The organism is Paracoccus sp. N5 (assembly GCF_000371965.1).
GTDB lineage: Bacteria > Pseudomonadota > Alphaproteobacteria > Rhodobacterales > Rhodobacteraceae > Paracoccus.
Genome location: NZ_AQUO01000001.1, coordinates 1,310,001 through 1,325,571, shown reverse-complemented (window position 1 = coordinate 1,325,571; position 15,571 = coordinate 1,310,001). Strand labels below are relative to the sequence as shown.

16 protein-coding genes and 1 tRNA gene (1 of these 17 running past the window's edge) are annotated in these 15,571 nt (G+C 67.4%); 14 read left to right on the top strand and 3 right to left on the bottom strand.

Translation table 11 applies throughout. From position 1 onward, the window contains the following. Positions 1-30: 30 nt before the first annotated feature. The 8 genes from PARN5_RS0106580 to PARN5_RS0106545 all read left to right on the top strand — a co-directional run bounded on the left by PARN5_RS0106580 (position 31) and on the right by PARN5_RS0106545 (position 8,980). Positions 31-2,004 (top strand): AMP-binding protein, encoded by a 1,974-nt coding sequence (locus PARN5_RS0106580; RefSeq protein ID WP_017998975.1) that lies wholly within the window; start codon positions 31-33, stop codon positions 2,002-2,004. Next, entirely contained in the window at positions 2,001-2,807 is an 807-nt protein-coding gene (locus tag PARN5_RS0106575) for an ABC transporter ATP-binding protein (RefSeq protein ID WP_017998974.1), read from the top strand. The genes PARN5_RS0106580 and PARN5_RS0106575 overlap by 4 nt, the downstream gene beginning before the upstream one ends. 9 nt (positions 2,808-2,816) lie before the next feature. Continuing rightward, on the top strand, positions 2,817-3,797 hold the full coding sequence (locus PARN5_RS0106570) for a branched-chain amino acid ABC transporter permease (RefSeq protein ID WP_017998973.1): 981 nt from the start codon (positions 2,817-2,819) through the stop codon (positions 3,795-3,797). A gap of 149 nt (positions 3,798-3,946) precedes the next feature. Next, complete coding sequence (locus tag PARN5_RS0106565; RefSeq protein ID WP_017998972.1) at positions 3,947-5,023, top strand: branched-chain amino acid ABC transporter permease; 1,077 nt, start codon at positions 3,947-3,949, stop codon at positions 5,021-5,023. Between the two features lie 45 nt (positions 5,024-5,068). Beyond that, positions 5,069-6,349, top strand: coding sequence for an ABC transporter substrate-binding protein (locus tag PARN5_RS0106560; RefSeq protein ID WP_026155219.1), 1,281 nt, complete (start codon positions 5,069-5,071; stop codon positions 6,347-6,349). A gap of 52 nt (positions 6,350-6,401) precedes the next feature. Further along, positions 6,402-7,226 carry an ABC transporter ATP-binding protein gene (locus tag PARN5_RS0106555; RefSeq protein ID WP_017998970.1) on the top strand — a complete coding sequence of 275 codons (825 nt, stop codon included), beginning with the start codon at positions 6,402-6,404 and terminating at the stop codon, positions 7,224-7,226. Between the two features lie 17 nt (positions 7,227-7,243). After that, positions 7,244-8,461, top strand: a complete 1,218-nt coding sequence (locus PARN5_RS0106550) for a phenylacetate--CoA ligase family protein (protein ID WP_017998969.1) — start codon at positions 7,244-7,246, stop codon at positions 8,459-8,461. 78 nt (positions 8,462-8,539) lie between these two features. Continuing rightward, on the top strand, positions 8,540-8,980 hold the full coding sequence (locus PARN5_RS0106545) for a DMT family transporter (protein ID WP_017998968.1): 441 nt from the start codon (positions 8,540-8,542) through the stop codon (positions 8,978-8,980). 136 nt (positions 8,981-9,116) lie between these two features. On the opposite strand, the gene ykgO is transcribed toward PARN5_RS0106545, so the two are convergent. Beyond that, the gene (gene ykgO / locus PARN5_RS0106540) at positions 9,117-9,242 is read right to left on the bottom strand and encodes a type B 50S ribosomal protein L36 (protein WP_017998967.1); all 126 of its coding nucleotides are present in this window, start codon (positions 9,240-9,242) and stop codon (positions 9,117-9,119) included. An 84-nt stretch (positions 9,243-9,326) separates the two neighbouring features. Beyond that, positions 9,327-9,401 (bottom strand) — tRNA-Val (locus tag PARN5_RS0106535). Between the two features lie 180 nt (positions 9,402-9,581). Between PARN5_RS0106535 and PARN5_RS0106530 the strand changes: the two genes are divergently transcribed. The 5 genes from PARN5_RS0106530 (at position 9,582) to PARN5_RS0106510 (ending at position 12,721) form a co-directional block, all read left to right on the top strand. Next, positions 9,582-10,445: an N-formylglutamate amidohydrolase gene (locus PARN5_RS0106530; protein WP_017998966.1), complete on the top strand. Its 864-nt coding sequence runs from the start codon at positions 9,582-9,584 to the stop codon at positions 10,443-10,445. A gap of 12 nt (positions 10,446-10,457) precedes the next feature. Beyond that, entirely contained in the window at positions 10,458-11,348 is an 891-nt protein-coding gene (locus PARN5_RS0106525) for an SPFH domain-containing protein (RefSeq protein ID WP_017998965.1), read from the top strand. Further along, complete coding sequence (locus tag PARN5_RS24815) at positions 11,345-11,611, top strand: hypothetical protein (protein ID WP_017998964.1); 267 nt, start codon at positions 11,345-11,347, stop codon at positions 11,609-11,611. The genes PARN5_RS0106525 and PARN5_RS24815 overlap by 4 nt, the downstream gene beginning before the upstream one ends. Before the next feature lie 20 nt (positions 11,612-11,631). Next, positions 11,632-12,027 (top strand): NUDIX hydrolase, encoded by a 396-nt coding sequence (locus PARN5_RS0106515; protein WP_017998963.1) that lies wholly within the window; start codon positions 11,632-11,634, stop codon positions 12,025-12,027. Between the two features lie 64 nt (positions 12,028-12,091). Beyond that, positions 12,092-12,721, top strand: a complete 630-nt coding sequence (locus PARN5_RS0106510; RefSeq protein WP_026155218.1) for a glutathione S-transferase family protein — start codon at positions 12,092-12,094, stop codon at positions 12,719-12,721. On the opposite strand, the gene pyrF is transcribed toward PARN5_RS0106510, so the two are convergent. Beyond that, positions 12,722-13,414: an orotidine-5'-phosphate decarboxylase gene (pyrF, locus tag PARN5_RS0106505; RefSeq protein ID WP_017998961.1), complete on the bottom strand. Its 693-nt coding sequence runs from the start codon at positions 13,412-13,414 to the stop codon at positions 12,722-12,724. Between the two features lie 152 nt (positions 13,415-13,566). On the opposite strand from pyrF, the gene clpB reads away from it, so the two are divergent. After that, a protein-coding gene (clpB, locus tag PARN5_RS0106500) for an ATP-dependent chaperone ClpB (RefSeq protein ID WP_017998960.1) crosses the window boundary here: on the top strand, positions 13,567-15,571 show its 5' portion. Its footprint extends 623 nt past the window's final position; 2,005 of the gene's 2,628 nt are visible here — the first part of the coding sequence; the start codon lies at positions 13,567-13,569; its stop codon lies beyond the right edge, outside the window.

The following is a 15,571-nucleotide window of genomic DNA, read 5'->3' as shown; positions in this document are numbered from 1 at the left end:
AGAGGAGCCCGGACGGCAAGGGGAGGATCTATGCAGAACCAGCCGGACCGCAGCGGACCGCCGTCGATTCCCGCGCTGCTGGCGCGCAATGCCGCGACCTGGGGCAACCGGCCGGCCTATCGCGAAAAGGAATTCGGCATCTGGCAAAGCTGGACCTGGGCGCAGGCGGCCGAGGAAATCCGCGCGCTGGCGCTGGGCTTCCTGCACATGGGCCTGGCGCCCGGCGACCATGTCGCCATCGTCGGCCGCAACCGCCCGGCGCATTACTGGTCCATGGTCGCGGCGCAGATGTGCGGCGCGGTGCCGGTGCCCCTGTATCAGGACGCCGTGGCCGACGAGATGGCCTATGTGCTGGGCCATTGCGGCGCGCGTTTCGTGGTCTGCGGCGATCAGGAGCAGGTGGACAAGGTGCTGGAGGTCGGCGACCGCGCCCCGAAGATCGAGCAGATCGTCTATACCGACAAGCGCGGCATGCGGAAATACGACCACACCGCGATGAACGCGCTGGCCGATGTGCAGACCGAAGGTCGCGCCGCGCATCAGCGCCACGAAGAGGAACTGGACCGCCGCATCGCGGCCCTCGGCTACGACGACACCTGCGTGATGTTGTATACCTCGGGCACCACCGGCAAGCCCAAGGGTGTGGTGCTGTCGAACCGCAACATCATCGAGACGGCCAGGAACACCTGCGCCTTCGACCACCTGACCGAGGCCGAGGAGGTGCTGGCCTATCTGCCGATGGCCTGGGTCGGCGATTTCATCTTCTCGGTCGGCCAGGCCTATTGGGCCGGCTTCACGGTGAACTGCCCCGAAAGCGCGCAGACCATGATGACCGACCTGCGCGAGATCGGCCCGACCTATTTCTTTGCCCCGCCCCGCGTCTTCGAGGGCCAGCTGACCTCGGTGATGATCCGCATGGAGGACGCCGGGCGCATCAAGCGCGGGCTGTTCCACCATGCCATGAACCTGGCCCGCCGCATCGGCCCGGACCTGCTGGACGGCAAGCGGGTCGGGCTGCTGGACCGGCTGCGCTACGCCCTGGGCGACCTGCTGGTCTATGGCCCCCTGAAGAACACGCTGGGCTATTCCCGCATCCGCGTGGGCTATACCGCGGGCGAGGCGATCGGCCCCGAGATCTTCGATTTCTACCGCAGCCTCGGCATCAATCTGAAACAGCTCTACGGCCAGACCGAGGCCTCGGTCTTCATCACCCAGCAGCCGGACGGGCAGGTGCGCTCCGACACGGTGGGCGTGCCCTCGCCGGGGGTGGAGCTGAAGATCGCCGAGAGCGGCGAGGTGTTCTATCGCTCGCCCGGCACCTTCGTGGAATATTACAACAACGCGGAAAGCACCGCCTCGACCAAGGATGCCGAGGGCTGGGTGGCGACCGGCGACGCCGGTTTCTTCGAGGAAGGCTCGGGCCACCTGCGCATCATCGACCGCGCCAAGGACGTGGGCCGCATGGCCGACGGCCGGATGTTCGCGCCGAAATATGTCGAGAACAAGCTGAAGTTCTATCCCAACATCCTGGAGGCCGTGGTCTTTGGCGCCGGGCGCGGCATGTGCACCGCCTTCATCAACATCGACCTGACGGCGGTCGGCAACTGGGCCGAGCGCAACAACATCGCCTATGCCAGCTATCAGGAGCTGGCCGGCCATCCGCAGGTCTATGCCGCCATTCGCGAGCATGTCGAGGCGGTGAACGAATCCGTCGCCGCAGACCCGATGCTCTCGGGCTGCCAGATCCACCGCTTCCTGGTGCTGCACAAGGAGCTGGATCCCGACGACGGCGAGATGACCCGCACCCGCAAGGTCCGCCGCAACATCATCGCCGAGAAATACGCCGACCTGATCGCCGCGCTCTACGACGGAAGCGATACGGTCAGCACCCGCACCGAGGTGACCTACGAGGACGGCCGCAAGGGCGAGATCCGCGCCACGCTGCGGATCGAGGACGCCCGCACCTTTCCCACCGCCGAGCCGCAAAGGGTGGCCGCAGAATGACCCATGACCCGACCCCCGACGCCCGCCGCATCGGCCCGGTGCTGATGGACTTGAAGAACATCACCCTGCGCTTCGGCGGCGTGACCGCGATCAAGGACATCAGCTTCGACATCCGCGAGGGCGAGATCCGCGCCATCATCGGCCCGAACGGTGCCGGAAAGTCCTCGATGCTGAACGTGATCTCGGGCTTCTACGTGCCGCAGGAGGGCGAGATCTGGTTCGAGGGCAAGCGCCGCCCGGCGATGAAACCCTATGAGGTGGCGCGGCTGGGGCTGGCCCGCACCTTCCAGAACATCGCGCTGTTCGACGGCATGTCGGTGCTGGACAACATCATGACCGGCCGGCTGAACAAGATGAACGCGCCGATCTGGAGCCAGGCGCTGTGGTGGGGCCGCGCCGAGCGCGAGGAGGTCGAGAACCGCGCGCAGGTCGAGAAGATCATCGACTTCCTGGAAATCCAGAACATCCGCAAGACCCCGGTCGGGCGGCTGCCCTACGGGCTGAAGAAGCGCGTCGAACTGGCCCGGGCGCTGGCGGCCGAGCCGCGCATCCTGCTGCTGGACGAGCCGATGGCCGGCATGAACGTCGAGGAGAAAGAGGATATGTGCCGCTTCATCCTGGACGTGAACGACGAATTCGGCACCACCATCGCGCTGATCGAGCACGACATGGGCGTGGTCATGGATCTGTCGGACCGGGTGGTGGTGATGGATTACGGCAAGAAGATCGGCGACGGCACCCCGGACGAGGTGCGCAACAATCCCGAAGTCATCAGCGCCTATCTGGGCGTGGAACACGCATAGGGGGCGCGGATGGAATTCCTTTACGCAAGCGAGGTGCTGGTCAACGGGCTGATGGCCGGGGTGATGTATTCGCTGGTCGCGCTGGGCTTCGTGCTGATCTACAAGGCCTCGGGCGTCTTCAACTATGCCCAGGGGGTGATGGCGCTCTTCGCGGCCATGACGCTCGTGGGCATCATGGAGGGCCGGGTGCCCTTCGCCCATCTGATCAACGCGGCTTTCGGAACGCATGTCTCCAGCTTCGGCTGGACCGTGCCGGCGCTGCTGGGCATCGCGCTGACGGCGCTGGTCATGGTCGGCCTCGCCATCGCCATCGAGAAGCTGGTGCTGAAGCATCTGGTCGGGCAGGAGCCGATCATCCTGTTCATGGCCACCATCGGCCTCGCGTGGTTCCTGGAAGGCCTGGGCGACGTGATGTGGGGCGCCGACGTCAAGACGCTGGACGTGGGCCTGCCGCAGGGCATCTCGGAAACCGCCGAGGCGCTGACCAACGACTGGCTGGGCTACGGTTTCTTCATCGACCGGCTGGACATCTGGGCCGCGGTCATCGCGGCGCTTCTGGTCGCGGCGCTGGTCGGCTTCTCGCAATATACCAAGCAGGGCCGGGCGATGCGAGCCGTGGCTGACGACCACCAGGCGGCGCTGTCGGTGGGCATCAGCCTGCAATTCATCTGGATCATGGTCTGGTCCATCGCCGGCTTCGTGGCGCTGGTCGCGGGCATCATGTGGGGCACCAAGTCCGGCGTGCAGTTCAGCCTGTCGCTGATCGCGCTGAAGGCGCTGCCGGTGCTGATGCTCGGCGGCTTCACCTCGATCCCCGGCGCCATCGTCGGCGGCCTCATCATCGGCATGGGCGAGAAGCTGTTCGAATATTTCGTCGGCCCGATGGTCGGCGGCGCGACCGAGAACTGGTTCGCCTATGTGCTGGCGCTGCTCTTCCTCGTCTTCCGGCCGCAGGGCCTGTTCGGCGAGCGCATCATCGAGCGGGTCTGAAATGATGAAAAGATTCTATGCCTCCGGCGGGGATATTTGGACAAGAAAGAAGCCGGGCGCGGCTTCGGCCTTCTTTCTTGTGAAAATATCCCGCGGGGGTGTGGGGGCGCGAAGCCCCCACCAGCCAGCAGCGAAGCCGGGAGGGGCAGATGTTCTATCGTGAGGCGGGCGACTTCAAGACGAGCTATCGCGACGATGGCCAGACCTTTCCGATCCGGCTGGATCGCTGGGGCTATTACGCGATCCTGGCGGTGGCCTTCCTGGTCGTGCCCCTGGTCATCGACAGCTACTGGGCCAATGCGGTGCTGGTGCCCTTCCTGATCTATGCCATCGCGGCCATCGGCCTGAACATCCTGACCGGCTATGCCGGGCAGGTCAGCCTGGGCACGGGCGGCTTCATGGCCGTGGGGGCCTATGCGGTCTACAAGCTGATGACCGCCTTCCCGGGCGTGCCGATCGTGATCCTGATCGTGGTCGCGGGCGCCGTTACCGCGGTGGTGGGCGTGCTCTTCGGCCTGCCCAGCCTGCGGATCAAGGGCTTCTACCTGGCGGTGGCGACGCTGGCGGCGCAGTTCTTCCTGGTCTGGCTCTTCAACAAGGTGCCGTGGTTCTACAACCATTCCGCCTCGGGCCAGATCAACGCGCCCGAGCGCACCATGTTCGGCTGGGCGATCACCGGGCCCGCCACCACGGCCTCGGCGAAATACCTGACCTGCCTGGTCTTTGCCGTCGTGCTGGCCTGGGTGGCGCGCAACCTGACGCGCGGTAGTGTGGGCCGCAAGTGGATGGCGATCCGCGACATGGACATCGCGGCCGAGATCATCGGGGTGAACCCGCTGACCGCCAAGCTGTCGGCCTTCGCTGTCTCCAGCTTCTTCGTCGGCATCGCCGGGGCGCTGTTGTTCTCGGTCTATCTGGGCGCGGCCGAGGCCAGCGAGGCCTTCGGCATCAACAAGAGCTTCCTGATCCTGTTCATGGTCATCATCGGCGGCCTGGGCAGCATCTTCGGCAGCTTCGCCGGCGCCGCCTTCCTGGTGCTGCTGCCGGTGTTCCTGAAGAACGTGCTGGTGGCGCAACTCGGCTGGCCCACCGACCTGGCCGCCCATATCGAACTGATGATCGTCGGCGCGCTGATCGTCTTCTTCCTGATCGTCGAGCCGCATGGCCTCGCGCGCCTGTGGCGGCTGACGAAGGAGAAGCTGCGGCTCTGGCCGTTCCCGCATTAACGACCGGAAATCCGGCGCATGAAACCCCTTGGGGAGGAGACCAAGATGAAACTGAAACTCGCGAGCCTGGCGCTGGGCGCCGTCATGGCGGCGGCGCCGGCCATGGCCGACCTGGTGGTGCCGAACCTCAGCTATCGCACCGGCCCCTATGGCGCGAACGGCACGCAATATGCCGACGGCTTCAACGACTATTTCACCCTGCTCAACGAACGCGACGGCGGCATCGGCGGGCAGAAGGTTCTGACCCCGGAATGCGAGACAGCCTATAACACCGAAAAGGGCGTCGAATGCTACGAGGCGACCAAGGGCAATGGCGCGCTGGTCTATAACCCGCTGTCGACCGGCATCACCTATCAGCTGATCCCCAAGGTCTCGGCCGACAAGATCCCGCTTTATACGCCGGGCTACGGCCGGACCTCGGCCAAGAACGGCAAGGTCTTCGAATGGATCTTCAACGCGCCGGCGAACTATTGGGACGGCGCCTCGGTCGCGGTGAAATACCTGCTGGACCAGAATGGCGGCGACCTGAACGGCAAGAAGATCGCGCTGGTCTATCACAACTCGGCCTATGGCAAGGAGCCGATCCGCACCCTGCAGGAACTGGCCAAGAAGCACGGCTTCAGCCTGACCGAGCTGCCCATCGACCCGCCCGGGCAGGAGCAGAAAAGCCAGTGGCTGCAGATCCGCCGCGACAAGCCGGATTACGTCATCATGTGGGGCTGGGGCGTGATGAATCAGACCGCGATCCAGGAGGCCGCCAACATCCGCTTCCCGATGGAGAATTTCATCGGCATCTGGTGGTCGGGCTCGGAGGTTGACGTGCTGCCGGTCGGCGCCGCCGCGAACGGCTACAAGTCGCTGACCTTCAACGGAGTCGGCACCGATTATCCGCTTTACGCCGACATGCAGAAATTCGTCGTCGAGCCCGGCAAGGCCTCGCAGGGCGGGCAGTTCGTCGGCTCGGCGCTTTATTCGCGCGGCATGTATGCGGCCGTGGTCATCGCCGAGGCGATCAGGAAGGCGCAGGAGCTGGCCGGCACCGCCGAGATCAACGCAGCCCAGCTGCGCGACGGGTTCGAGGCGCTGGACATCACCCCAGAGCGCCTGACCGAGATCGGCCTGCCGGACTTCGGCCCCGAGATCAAGATGAGCTGCGACAACCACGGCGGCAGCGGCATGGCGCGGCTTCAGCAATGGGATGCGACGGCCAAGAAATGGACGCTGATCACCGAGTTCACCGCGCCGGATCAGGAAATCCTCGACCCGCTGATCGCCGAGGACAGCGAGGCCTATGCCAAGGAGGCCGGCATCACGCCGCGCTGCTGAACCCGCACCCCGGCGGTTCGCCGCCGGGGCCACCCACGCAAGGGAAAAAGCCATGTTCGACGCATCGCCCGACCGCGAGACCCTGCTCGAGGTCAACAATATCGAGGTGATCTACAACCACGTCATCCTGGTGCTGAAGGGCGTCAGCCTGTCGGTGCCCAAGGGCGGCATCACCGCGCTGCTGGGCGGCAATGGCGCCGGCAAGACCACGACGCTGAAGGCGATCTCGAACCTGCTGCATTCCGAGCGGGGCGAGGTCACCAAGGGCGCGATCAGCTATCGCGGCCAGCGGGTGCAGGACATGGACCCGGCCAGCCTGGTCAAGAAGGGCGTGATCCAGGTGATGGAAGGCCGGCATTGCTTCGAGCACCTGACCATCGAGGAAAACCTGCTGACCGGCGCCTATACCCGCAGCGACGGCCGGGCCGAGATCGCCCGCGACCTGGAGATGGTCTACAACTATTTCCCCCGCCTGAAAGAGCGGCGGAAGAGCCAGGCCGGCTATACCTCGGGCGGCGAGCAGCAGATGTGCGCCATGGGCCGGGCGCTGATGTCGCGGCCGGAATGCATCCTGCTGGACGAGCCCTCGATGGGGCTGGCGCCGCAGCTGGTCGAGCAGATCTTCGAGATCGTCCGCGCGGTCAACGAGGGCGAGGGCGTGACCTTCCTGCTGGCCGAGCAGAACACCAATGTCGCGCTGCGCTATGCCCATTACGGCTATATCCTGGAAAGCGGCCGGGTGGTGATGGACGGGCCGGCGGATGCGCTGCGCGAAAACCCGGACGTCAAGGAATTCTATCTCGGCATGTCGGATCAGGGCCGCAAGAGCTTTCGCGACGTGCGCAGTTATCGCCGGCGCAAGCGCTGGCTGGCCTGAGTTCGGAAAGGCACCCCATGAGCTTCTATGACCAGTTGGAAACCCGCAGCCCCGAGGCGCGGGACAGGGATCTGGCGGCCGAACTGCCGCGCGCCGTGGCCCGGGCGCAATCGGCGCCGGGCCTGGCCGCGTTGCTTTCCGGCGTCGATGCGCCATCGGTGACCGGTCGCGCGGCGCTGGCCCGGCTGCCGGTGCTGCGCAAGTCCGAGCTTTCGGCCGCGCAGAAGGCGGCGCCGCCCTTCGGCGGCTTCACCACCCGCCCGGCCGCGGATTTCGAGAACATCTTCCAGAGCCCCGGCCCGATCTATGAGCCGGGCCGCCGCGACGGCGACTGGTGGCGACTGGGCCGCTTCCTGCATGCCGCTGGCATCGGCCCGGGCGACATCCTGCAGAACTGCTTCGGCTATCACCTGACCCCGGCCGGGATGATGTTCGAAAGCGCCGCCCGCGCGGTCGGCGCCGCGACCCTGCCGGCCGGCACCGGCCAGACCGAACTCCAGGTCCGCGCCGGCGTCGATATCGGCACCACCGCCTATGCCGGGACGCCCGACTACCTGAAGATCATCCTCGACAAGGCCGAGGAGCTGGGCGAGCGCATGCGGTTCTCGTGCGCCGTGGTCTCGGGCGGGGCGCTGTTTCCCAGCCTGCGCCAAGGCTATGCCGAGCGCGGCATCGCCTGCACGCAATGCTATGCCACCGCCGACCTGGGGCTGATCGCCTATGAATCGCCGGCGCTCGACGGCATGATCGTGGACGAGCGCGTGATCGTCGAGATCGTCCGCCCCGGCACCGGCGACCCGGTCCCCGAGGGCGAGGTCGGCGAGGTTCTGGTCACCACGCTGAACCCCGATTACCCGCTGGTCCGCTTCGCCACCGGCGACCTTTCCGCGGTGCTGCCCGGCACCAGCCCTTGCGGTCGCACCAACATGCGCATCAAGGGCTGGATGGGCCGCGCCGACCAGACCACCAAGATCAAGGGCATGTTCGTGCGCCCCGAGCAGGTCGCGGCCCTGGTCGCCCGCCACGCCGAGATCACCCGCGCCCGGGTCGTGGCCGATCGCGCCGGCGACATGGACGTGATGACGGTGCTGCTCGAGACCGGCGCCCAGGACGCGGCGCGCTACGAGGGCACGGTCCTCGACACGCTGAAGCTGCGCGGCCGCATCGAGCTGGTCGCGCCGGGTTCGCTGCCGAACGACGGCAAGGTGATCGAGGACCGCCGCAGCTACGACTGACGCCGGCGGCGCAAGGCTGGCCCTCCGGCCCGGCAGGGGTTATTCCCGCGCAGGACATGCGTCGCGAAGGGAAAAGCCATGCCATATCTGCTGCTCGCCGGGCTGGTGACGCTGGCCGGGGTCTGCATCGCGGTCCAGGCGCCGATCAACGCGGCGCTGGGGCGCGGCGTGCAAAGCCCGCTGGCGGCCGCCGCCATTTCTTTCGGGGTCGGCTTCAGCATCCTGGCGCTGGCCGCCATCGGCCTGGGGCAGGGGCGGGCCTTCCTGCGCGCCGGTTCGATGGAATGGTGGATGTGGGCCGGCGGCGCGCTCGGCGCCTTCTATGTCTGGACCATGGTCTGGACGCTGCCGCGGCTCGGTGCGCTGACGGCGCTTTGCGCGCTGGCGCTGGGCCAAATCCTCGCCGCCATCATCCTCGACCGCACCGGTGCCTTCGGCCTGCCGCTGCGCGAGATCTCGCTGCCGCGCGTGCTGGCGGCGCTGATGGTGGGCGGCGGCCTGATCCTGTCGCGCTTCTAGGATTTCTTTCTTGGAAAAATATCCACGGGGGTGTGGGGGCAGTCGGCCCCCACCAGCGGCCGCACCACCCGGAACGGCAGAACGCCCGCCGCACAACCGCGCGACGGGCGTTCGAACTCGGCGATCAAGCCGCGGATCAGCCCTGGCGGGCCTTGAAGCGCGGGTTGGTCTTGTTGATCACATAGATCCGGCCCTTGCGGCGCACGATCTGGCAATCGCGGTGGCGGCTCTTGAGCGAGCGGAGCGAATTGCGAACCTTCATCGGTCTTCTCCTATCGCGGCGCATCGCTAGGTCGCGCCTTGAAAACGAAATACCGCCGGCAGGCACCGGCGGCGCGAAACAGAATGGTGGGCGGTACTGGGATCGAACCAGTGGCCACTACGATGTCAACGTAGTGCTCTACCGCTGAGCTAACCGCCCACGAACAGGTGATTCTGCGAGAAAACCCGCCGGATCGCCTTGGTCCGCGTGTCTATAGCCACGTCCTTCGGGGGTTTCAAGCCCTCAATCGCCGGCTTTCGCGCTTGCGGTTCGCGGGCGAATGGCTTTCAGTCTTTCTGCCCGGAATCGACGCCGGGGCCACGCGCGGAACCCTCGGGAATGGACAGCGAAGACAGCGTATATGACCTGACAAGGCCGGACCGCTGGCAGGGCGGGGTGATCTTTGCCTCGCCGCATTCCGGCTGCGCCTATCCCGACTGGTTCCTGGCCGAATCGCGGCTGGACGCGCAGCAGCTGCGTTCCTCCGAGGATGCCTTCGTCGACCGGCTGATTCGGCGCGCGCCCGACCATGGCGCGGCGCTGCTGACCGCGCGGGTGCCGCGCTCGGTGGTGGACCTCAACCGCGGGCCCGAGGAAATCGACCCGCTGGTGGTGCAGGGCGGCATGCCGCCGGCGATGAACCCGCGCATCATGGCCGGGCTGGGGGTGATTCCCCGCGTCGTCTCGCAGGGGCGTTCCATCCACGACCGGCCGATGCCGCGGGCCGAGGCCGAAAGCCGGCTCGCGCGCTTCTGGCATCCCTATCACCGCGCGCTTTCGGGCCTGATCGACGAGGCGGTGGGGCGCTTCGGCGGCGCGGTGCTGATCGACATGCATTCCATGCCGCGCGATGCGCTGGCGCATCTGCCGCGCCCGCGCCCGGACATGGTGCTGGGCGACCGCAACGGCGCCTCGGCCGCCCCCCGCATCAGCGCCGCCGTGGCCGAGGCCGCCACGGCCGAGGGCTTCCGCGTCCGCCGCAACTCGCCCTTTGCCGGCGCCTATGTCACCGCGACCTATGGCCGGCCGCGCGACAATATCCATGTCGTGCAGCTGGAACTGGACCGCTCGCTTTACATGGACGAGGGCCGGATCGAGCCGCGCGCCGATTTCGCGCAGTTCGAGGCCCGCTTCGCCCGCGTCGTCGAGCGGCTGGCCCGGTTGCGCCCGGATGCGACCGACGGCGCCATCGCCGCCGAATAGAAAGGACCACGGATGCCGCCCGAACTCTCGGACCTGCTCAGCCGGAACATCGCCCTGATCGTGCTGGCGGTGGTGATCTTCCTTGCCGTCAGCCGCGCCGTCCGCATCGTGCCGCAATCCGAGAAATACGTCGTCGAGCGCTTCGGCCGGCTGCATTCGGTGCTGGGGCCGGGGATCAACTTCATCGTGCCCTTCCTCGACCGGGTGGCGCATCGCATCTCGGTGCTGGAACGGCAGCTGCCGACCTCGCGCCAGGATGCGATCACCGCGGACAACGTGCTGGTGCAGGTCGAGACCAGCGTCTTCTATCGCATCATCGAGCCGGAAAAGACCGTCTATCGCATCCGTGACGTCGATGCGGCGATCACCACCACCGTCGCCGGCATCGTGCGGTCCGAGATCGGCACGATGGAGCTGGACCAGGTGCAGTCGAATCGCGCGCCCCTGATCGAGCGCATCCGCGAATCGCTGGCCAATATCGTCGACGACTGGGGCATCGAGGTAACGCGGGCCGAGATCTTGGACGTGAACCTGGACGAGGCGACCCGCGCCGCCATGCTGCAGCAGCTGAACGCCGAACGCGCCCGCCGCGCCCAGGTGACCGAGGCCGAGGGCCGCCGCCGCGCGGTGGAACTGGCCGCCGACGGCGATCTTTACGCCGCCGAGCAGCAGGCCAAGGCCAAGCGCGTCCTGGCCGATGCCGAAGCCTATGCCACCAATGCCATCGCCGCCGCCATCCGCGACGGCGGCATCGAGGCCGCGCAATACCAGGTCGCGATGAAGCAGGTCGAGACCCTGGCCGAGGTCGGCAAGGGCCAGGGCAAGCAGACGGTGATCCTGCCGGCCGCGGCCGTCGAGGTCATGGGCGACGCCTTCAAGCTGTTCCGGGGCCCGCGGCCATGATGAACGGCTGGATCTGGATCGCCGTCGGGCTGGCGCTGGCGGCGCTGGAACTGGCGCTGCCGGGCTGGTTCTTCCTGGGCGCCGCCATCGCGGTCGGGCTGATGGGCCTGGCGCTGCTGCTCGGGCTCTGGACCGGCGGGCTGCCGCTGGCGCTGGTCGTGACCGCGGTGCTGACCGGGGCGATCTGGCTGGCCCTGCGCCGCATCTTTGGCACCAGCCGGGGCGAGGTGCGGCGCTGGACCCGCGACATCAACGACAACTAGGCTTCATCGGCGCCAAGCTGGTGCTGACCCATGCCGGCTGCCTGCTGGCCTGCCTGCGCGACGACGTTCCGCATATCCCGTTTCCGGCGCATTGGGACCTGCCCGGCGGCGGGGCCGAGCCGGGCGAGACGCCGCTGGCCTGCGGCTTGCGCGAGCTTCACGAGGAATTCGGCCTGCGCCTGCCGCCCGGGCGGCTGACCGGCCGCGCCTTTGCCGCCTGGAACGACCCCGGCCGGCAAAGCTGGATGTTCCACGGCCAGCTTCGCCCCGAGGAAATCGCCGCCATCCGCTTCGGCGACGAGGGGCAGGAGTGGCGCATGATGCCTGTCCAGGAATTCATCGCCCATCCTCGCGCCGTGCCGCATTTCCGGCAGCGGGTGCGGCTGATCCTTGCCGAGGCCGGCGCGGATCTTTGAGAATCGGCGCCGGCCGTGCATGATCCGCCCCGAATCGCATGGGCGAGCCAGCGTGGAGCATGTCATGTCCGTGATGCAGCTTTACCGGCGCGGCGGTTGGGGCTCGGCCATCGTCGAGATGCAACTGGCGCATTACGGGATCGGCTTCGAGCCGGTCGAGGTCGCCGATCTGTTCATCGACCAGCAGGCGCGCGAGGCGCTGATGCGCATCAGCCCGGCCGGGCAGATCCCGGTGCTGATCCTGCCCGACGGTCGGGTGATGTCGGAGACCGCCGCGATCACGCTGCACCTGGCCGACCTGACCGGGCGCGACGATCTGGTGCCCAGGCCGGATGCGCCCGAGCGGCCGCAGTTCCTGCGCTGGCTGATCTTCCTGGTGGCGCAGGTCTATCCCTGCTTCACCTTCGGCGACGATCCGGCGCGCTTCCTGGCCGAGGAGCCGGCGCAGAAGCAACTGGCCGAGGCCACCACCGCGCGATTGCAGGCGCTTTGGTCGATCCTGGAAAGGGCGGCCGGCACGCCTTGGCTGCTGGGCGAACGCTTCTCGGCGCTGGATCTTTACGCAGCAGCGATGACCAATTGGCGGCCCGGCCCGGAGTGGTTCCAGGCCCAGGCGCCCAAGGTCTGGGCCAGCGCCCAGGCGACCGCGGTGCGGCCCGGGATCGCCCCGGTCTGGCAGCAGAATTTCGCCTGATCAGGCCGAGGCGAGCTCGGCCTGGATCGCCTGCGCGGCGGCGCGCGGGTCGTCGGCCTGCCAGATCGGCCGGCCGACCACGATATGATCGGCGCCATTGGCGATGGCGGTGGCGGGGGTCTCGATCCGCTTCTGGTCGCCCGCGTCGGCGCCCGCCGGCCGCACGCCGGGGGTGACGATCAGCCGGCCCGCCGATTCGGGCAGGGCGCGGATCAAGGCCGCCTCGCGCGGGCTGGCGATGACGCCATCGGCCCCGGCCTCGAAGGCGCGGGCGGCGCGGGTGGCGACGATCTCGGCCACGTCGCCCGGCACGATCAGCCCGGCATCCAGGTCGGCGCGGTCCAGCGAGGTCAGGATGGTCACGGCGAGGATCTTCAGGTTCGACCCGGCCGCGCCCTGTTTCGCCGCCCGCACCACATGCGGGTCGCCATGCACGGTCAGGAAGTCGAGGTCGTATTGCGCGATGCCCTTGACCGCCGCCTGCACGGTCGCGCCGATGTCGAAGAATTTCATGTCCAGGAAGATGCGCTTGCCATGTTCCTGCTTCAGCTCGTTGGCGAGCGCCAGGCCGCCGCCGGTCAGCATTCCCAGCCCGATCTTGTAGAAGCTGGCGGCGTCGCCGATCTTCTCGGCCAGCTCCAGCCCGGCCAGCGCATTCGGCACGTCCAGCGCCACGATCAGACGGTCATCCATGTTTCACCCAAGGCTGCGACAAACGGCGCGGTTATAAGGGGGAACCGGCCGTCTTGAAACCCCGTTTGTCCTTGCCCATGTCACAGGCAGACCCGAGCCGGATCGTGCCAATGCGGGCGATCCAAAGCGGGGGCTAAGGAAAGGATTTTCATATGGATATGGAAAAATTCACGGAACGCTCGCGCGGCTTCCTGCAGGCCGCCCAGACCATCGCGATCCGCGAGGAAAACCAGCGCGTGATGCCCGAGCATCTGCTGAAGGCGCTGATGGATGACGACCAGGGTTTCGCCAGCAACCTGATCGCGCGCGCCGGGGGCGATGCCCAGGCGGTGCGGCAGGCGGTCGATCTGGCCGTGGGCAAGCAGCCCAAGGTCAGCGGCGGGCAGGGCCAGGTCTATGTCGACCCCTCGATGGTGCGCGTGCTGGACGAGGCCGAGAAGCTGGCCAAGAAGGCCGGCGACAGTTTCGTTCCGGCCGAGCGCATCCTGACCGCTCTGGCGGTCGTCAACACCAATGCGCGCGATGCGCTCAGCGCCGGCAAGGTCACGGCGCAGGCGTTGAACGCCGCGATCAACGATGTCCGCAAGGGCCGCACGGCGGATACCGCCAGCGCCGAGGACAGCTATGAGGCGCTGTCGAAATACGCCCGCAACCTGACCGAGGCCGCGGCCGACGGCAAGATCGACCCCATCATCGGCCGGGACGAGGAAATCCGCCGCGCCATGCAGGTGCTGTCGCGCCGCACCAAGAACAACCCGGTGCTGATCGGCGAGCCCGGCGTCGGCAAGACCGCCATCGCCGAGGGTCTGGCGCTGCGCATCATCGACGGCGACGTGCCCGAGAGCCTGCGCAACAAGCAGCTCTGGGCGCTGGACATGGGCGCGCTGATCGCCGGCGCGAAATACCGCGGCGAGTTCGAGGAGCGGCTGAAGGCGGTGCTGAAGGAGATCGAGAACGCCGCCGGCGAGATCGTGCTGTTCATCGACGAGCTGCATGTGCTGGTCGGCGCCGGCAAGACCGATGGCGCCATGGATGCCGCGAACCTGATCAAGCCGGCGCTGGCCCGGGGCGAGCTGCATTGCGTCGGCGCCACCACGCTGGACGAATACCGCAAGTATATCGAAAAGGACGCGGCGCTGGCCCGGCGCTTCCAGCCCGTCATGGTGCTGGAGCCCACGGTCGAGGACACGATCAGCATCCTGCGCGGCATCAAGGAGAAATACGAACTGCACCACGGCGTGCGCATCTCGGACGCGGCGCTGGTCGCGGCGGCGCAGCTGTCGCATCGCTATATCACCGACCGCTTCCTGCCCGACAAGGCCATCGACCTGGTGGACGAGGCGGCATCCCGGCTGCGCATGGAAGTGGACAGCAAGCCCGAGGAGCTGGACCAGCTCGACCGCCAGATCCTGCAGATGCAGATCGAGGCCGAGGCGCTGAAGAAGGAAGACGACGCCGCCAGCAAGGACCGGCTGGAGAAGCTGGAAAAGCAGCTTTCGGAACTGCAGGAGCGTTCGGCCACGATGACCGCGCGCTGGCAGGCCGAGCGTGACAGGCTGGAAGGCTCGCGCAACCTGAAGGAGCAGCTGGACCGCGCCCGCGCCGAACTGGACCAAGCCAAGCGCGAGGGCAACCTGGCCCGCGCCGGGGAGCTGTCCTATGGCATCATCCCGGGGCTGGAGAAGAAGCTGGCCGAGGCCGAGGGCCCCGACGAGGGTCCGATGGTCGAGGAGGCCGTGCGCCCCGAGCAGATCGCCGAAGTGGTCGAGCGCTGGACCGGCATCCCGACCAGCAAGATGCTGGAGGGTGAGCGCGAGAAGCTCCTGAAGATGGAAGAGGTGCTGGGCAAGCGCGTCATCGGCCAGTCCGAGGCGGTAACGGCGGTGGCCAATGCCGTGCGCCGTGCCCGTGCCGGGCTCAATGACCCGAAACGGCCGCTGGGCAGCTTCCTGTTCCTGGGCCCGACCGGCGTCGGCAAGACCGAGCTGACCAAGGCCATCGCCGAATATATGTTCGACGACGACAATGCGATGGTGCGCATCGATATGTCCGAGTTCATGGAGAAGCACTCGGTCGCCCGCCTGATCGGCGCGCCTCCGGGCTATGTCGGCTATGACGAGGGCGGCGTGCTGACCGAGGCGGTGCGGCGCCGGCCCT

Bases quoted from the DNA above. Each gene is read 5' to 3' on its own strand.
- PARN5_RS0106580 (WP_017998975.1), top strand. From the start codon at position 31: ATGCAGAACCAGCCGGACCGCAGCGGACCGCCGTCGATTCCCGCGCTG.
- PARN5_RS0106575 (WP_017998974.1), top strand. From the start codon at position 2,001: ATGACCCATGACCCGACCCCCGACGCCCGCCGCATCGGCCCGGTGCTG.
- PARN5_RS0106570 (WP_017998973.1), top strand. From the start codon at position 2,817: ATGGAATTCCTTTACGCAAGCGAGGTGCTGGTCAACGGGCTGATGGCC.
- PARN5_RS0106565 (WP_017998972.1), top strand. From the start codon at position 3,947: ATGTTCTATCGTGAGGCGGGCGACTTCAAGACGAGCTATCGCGACGAT.
- PARN5_RS0106560 (WP_026155219.1), top strand. From the start codon at position 5,069: ATGAAACTGAAACTCGCGAGCCTGGCGCTGGGCGCCGTCATGGCGGCG.
- PARN5_RS0106555 (WP_017998970.1), top strand. From the start codon at position 6,402: ATGTTCGACGCATCGCCCGACCGCGAGACCCTGCTCGAGGTCAACAAT.
- PARN5_RS0106550 (WP_017998969.1), top strand. From the start codon at position 7,244: ATGAGCTTCTATGACCAGTTGGAAACCCGCAGCCCCGAGGCGCGGGAC.
- PARN5_RS0106545 (WP_017998968.1), top strand. From the start codon at position 8,540: ATGCCATATCTGCTGCTCGCCGGGCTGGTGACGCTGGCCGGGGTCTGC.
- ykgO (WP_017998967.1), bottom strand. From the start codon at position 9,242: ATGAAGGTTCGCAATTCGCTCCGCTCGCTCAAGAGCCGCCACCGCGAT.
- PARN5_RS0106530 (WP_017998966.1), top strand. From the start codon at position 9,582: ATGGACAGCGAAGACAGCGTATATGACCTGACAAGGCCGGACCGCTGG.
- PARN5_RS0106525 (WP_017998965.1), top strand. From the start codon at position 10,458: ATGCCGCCCGAACTCTCGGACCTGCTCAGCCGGAACATCGCCCTGATC.
- PARN5_RS24815 (WP_017998964.1), top strand. From the start codon at position 11,345: ATGATGAACGGCTGGATCTGGATCGCCGTCGGGCTGGCGCTGGCGGCG.
- PARN5_RS0106510 (WP_026155218.1), top strand. From the start codon at position 12,092: ATGTCCGTGATGCAGCTTTACCGGCGCGGCGGTTGGGGCTCGGCCATC.
- pyrF (WP_017998961.1), bottom strand. From the start codon at position 13,414: ATGGATGACCGTCTGATCGTGGCGCTGGACGTGCCGAATGCGCTGGCC.